General features: G+C 65.5%; 1 protein-coding gene and 1 pseudogene. One reads left to right on the top strand and one right to left on the bottom strand.

The window, feature by feature from the left end:
• A partial coding sequence (locus VSO01S_RS26460; RefSeq protein ID WP_373282938.1) for a hypothetical protein occupies window positions 1-312 on the bottom strand: 312 nt, incomplete at its 3' end.
• Window positions 313-871: 559 nt separating this feature from the next.
• Here VSO01S_RS26460 and VSO01S_RS27455 point away from each other — a divergent pair.
• A pseudogene (locus tag VSO01S_RS27455) lies at window positions 872-1,564 on the top strand (hypothetical protein); the annotation flags it as partial.

The following is a 1,564-nucleotide window of genomic DNA, read 5'->3' as shown; positions in this document are numbered from 1 at the left end:
GCCGCCGTCGGGCACCGGTGTGCCTGGCGGCCGCACGGCGGGCTTGCGTGCTTCCTGCCGCGCTTCCTGGGCCGGCCCCAGGCGCTCCTGCAATTCGCGGTAGCGCGCCTCCTGCTCTGCCAGGCGGTTTCGCATCTCTTCGAGCTGCTGGCTCTGCGCATCGAGCTGCTGCTGCAATGCATCCACGCGCTTGGCCGTCGGCACCGCGTTGCGCCCGGACTTGTTCTGCTGCGCCTGCACGGCCGAAGCAGCGCACGCCAGGCATGAGCACAGCACGAGCAAGCGCAACCTGCGCCGGTGGAATGTCTGCATGAGCCCCCTCGCCCTTCATTCTTTGTTTCGAATTGCTTGGGGCAAACAGACTACGCGTTACCTTCATTCACATGCAAGGCGGAAGTTGCAAACAAAAGTAAACCCCTTTCAACGCAAGCACCGCTGTCACAAGGTTGATGCACCGGCCTATCTGCCGGCACACCCGACACGCGAACACACCGCATGAATGGTGCGCTTCTTGCAGCTCAAGCCGGCATGTCGAACGGCTGACTCGCCGGTGTGACAGTCGCATCGCAGTCACCAAACCGGGCTCCACCGCGCATGCAGGCACGTGCCTTCACAGCTGCGGTGTGTGGGCCATCACCACCGTCATGCCGGTGTGACACATGCGCCATCGCGGGGCAGCGCAGCGAACGCGGGCACTACGTACTCAATTGCGCATAGGCGCCCTCGCAACCCGCATGCCTGCTGGGAAGCGCCACGAGCCGAATCACGAAAAGTACGTACTGGCCCCGAAGTTGCAGTGCGCGTCGGTCGATTTGCGATCGTGCAAGTCGATCGCGTGTCCTTGCGTTTCATCAACCAATCTGGAGGCTTCATGAAAAAGACACTCATAGCGTCTGCGATCGCCTTTGCATTCAGCGGCGCAGCGTTCGCTGCAAACGACCAGACCACGGGAAGCGGCGATGGCGGAACGAACGTATCGCTCGACAACAACCAGGTGACTGTGGATGCGAGCAGGAGCGACAGCAGCACCAACACCAGAACCAGCACCGACAGCAGCACGCACACGCGTACCCGCACCGGTGCCGCGGAGGCCAACGCGGCGCGTTCGGCTGCGCTGAACAACGGCTCGACCGGCACGTTCAGCAATGCGTTCAACACCACGAAAGTGGTCGCACTGAGCAGGCTCGAAGGCACCGTCACCGGCAACAACATCCACGGTATCGGGAACACGGCTTACAACGAAGGCTCGGCGGCCGGCGGCAAGGGCTACGGCGGGCGCGGCGGTGCCGGCGGAACCGGCAATGCAACGGGCAGCGGCACCGGTGGCACCGGCCAGGGTGGCGTCGGGGCTCGCGGCGCGGTCGGCGCCGAAGGCGGCTCGGCCTCCAACGGCAATGTCAGCAACGGCAGCGCCACCAACGGCAGCTCTGGCGATGCCGGCAACGGCGGACGCGGCACGGGCGGTGGCGCCAATGGCTCGAGCGAAAGCGGCAGAGCCTCCTCCAGCGGCGGTGACGGCGGACGCGGCGGCTCGAGCGGCGATAGCGGCCGCGGCGGAAGCAGC

Origin of the sequence: Variovorax soli NBRC 106424 (genome assembly GCF_001591385.1) — a bacterium.
Lineage (GTDB): Bacteria > Pseudomonadota > Gammaproteobacteria > Burkholderiales > Burkholderiaceae_C > Variovorax > Variovorax soli.
The sequence above is the reverse complement of the archived record's forward strand: the minus strand, read 5'-3'. Positions and strand labels throughout refer to the sequence as shown.